This window comes from Streptomyces sp. SID9727 (genome assembly GCF_010550605.1).
In the GTDB taxonomy this organism is placed as follows: domain Bacteria; phylum Actinomycetota; class Actinomycetes; order Streptomycetales; family Streptomycetaceae; genus Streptomyces.
In genome coordinates, this window is record NZ_JAAGNI010000101.1 from 1 (window position 1) to 1,817 (window position 1,817).

A 1,817-nucleotide genomic window follows, 5' to 3' on the forward strand; every position below is an offset into this window, starting at 1 on the left:
GGCGTCCGGGCCCGGCACCCGGGCCCCGGCGAGGGCGAGGACCGGCTCGGGCTCGCACTCGGACCGGGGGGCCTTTGCGACGGGCACGGCGTCCTCGGGTCCGGTGGCCCCGGCCACGGCGTCCACCGGACCTGCGTCCTTCACGAGGTCCGGCACGGGCGCGTCCACGGGGCGCGCGTCCACCGGCACCGCGTCCGCGGGCTCCTCCGCGCGAGCCCGCGTCCCCGCCGGCACCGCGTCCGCGGGCTCCTCCGCGCGAGCCCGCGTCCCCGCCGGCACCGATACCGAGGCCGAGGTGGCGCCGAGCGCGGCCCCGCGGTCCTCCTTGCCCGGCCGGAGATCGAGCACCAGGTCGACGACGGAATCGGCGTCACCGCCGCGCTCCGGAGCGGGAGGCTCCGCGACCTGGACCACCACCTCGTCGTCCGAGGGCACCGACACCGACACCGGCCCGAAGAGGGGAGGCGGCTCGGGGGTGCGGGGGCCGCCCGGGCTCGTGCCCCGTACCGGCAGCCCCTCGGCGACCGGCAGCGCGTCCGCGGTGGCCCCCGCCGCCCACGCGTCCGTGACGCTGCCCGCTCCGCCCGGGCCGACCCATTCCCGTACCGGGACCGTCCCGTACTCCGTCTCCTGGCCGTTCTCCGGGTTCCCGGAGCTGTCCGACACCGTGGATCGCATTTCCGCCTCCGTCATGTCCGTCGTGTCACGCGAAGAGTCGCCGCCAGGTCTCCGGGCCCGGATAGCCGTCGGCCTCCGTCCCCCGCCAGCCCTGGGCCTTCTGGAAGGTCTCGACATTGCGCCGGTCCGCCTCGGTCCACCGGGGGCTGGGGCCCAGCCGGTAGTGCGCGCCGTACCCCTTCTTCACCAACTGCTTTCCGAGCCTGTCGACATGGCTGTTCGACCGACCCGGCCGGAAATAGTCCCGTCCGGGGAAGGCCGGAGCCGCCTCCGGGCCGCCCGGCCCGCTCGCGGCGGGAATGTCGCGACCGGTTCCGGTCACCAGCAGCTTCCAGGTGTGGGGGCCGGGGATGCCGTCGGCCTCGGCGCCCTTCCACCCCTGGGCCTGCTGGAACGCCCGGGTGGCCCGGCGGTCGGCGCCGGTCCAGACCGGGTCGGGGCCGATCTTGTAGAAGCGCTTGCCGCCCCGGGCGACGAGCATCGCGCCGAGCCGGGTCACGTACGCGTTGTTCGTGCGGGGGCCGAACTCCGCCGCGCCGGGGAACGGGTCCCCGGCGGTCTCGGTGCCCGACTTCCCCGTGCTCAGGCCCTTGTAGCGGTAGGCGACGTAGCTCGCGGAGTTGGTCCAGTACGCCATCGGCGTCGTCTGCTTGCGGGTGTGCGGCTTGGTCTGCTCGTACGCCGTGTAGTGGGTGTGCGTGGAGTCGGTCCAGCCGCCGAAGATCGTGACGTGGGAGCCGTTCCCCGGGTCGGCGAGGTTGTGGAAGAGCAGGATGTCGCCGGGCTGGAGGTCCTCGCGGGCGATGCGGGTGCCGTACGCGGCGAGGCTGCCGGTCCACTCGTTGCCCGGCAGGTCCCAGGCCATCGACACATAGCCGGAGCAGTCCTGCCGGTACCCGTCCGACCAGAACGCCGACATGCTGTACGGGACCCGCGCGGCCACCCACTTCTTCGCGCGGTCGATGATCTCGGTCCGGGTCGTCGCCCGTGGCTCGGACACCACCGCCTGGGCGGCCGCCGGACCCGGCACACCGGACCCGCGCAGCGGGCCCGGGAGCCCTTGGGGGCTGTCCGGCAGCGGGCCGATGCCGACCGGCACCCCCGTGCCGGGCGCCGGGGCGGGGTCGGCGGGCGCTCCG

At 75.5% G+C, this 1,817-nt stretch carries 1 protein-coding gene and 1 pseudogene; both read right to left on the minus strand.

Annotation, left to right across the window (positions count from 1 at the left end; translation table 11 throughout):
- Positions 1 to 678 (minus strand): annotated as a pseudogene (locus tag G3I41_RS05955) (membrane protease subunit); the annotation flags it as partial.
- Between the two features lie 25 nt (positions 679 to 703).
- Positions 704 to 1,817 (minus strand): peptidoglycan-binding protein (locus G3I41_RS05960; protein ID WP_164399253.1); only part of this gene is annotated, 1,114 nt, incomplete at its 5' end.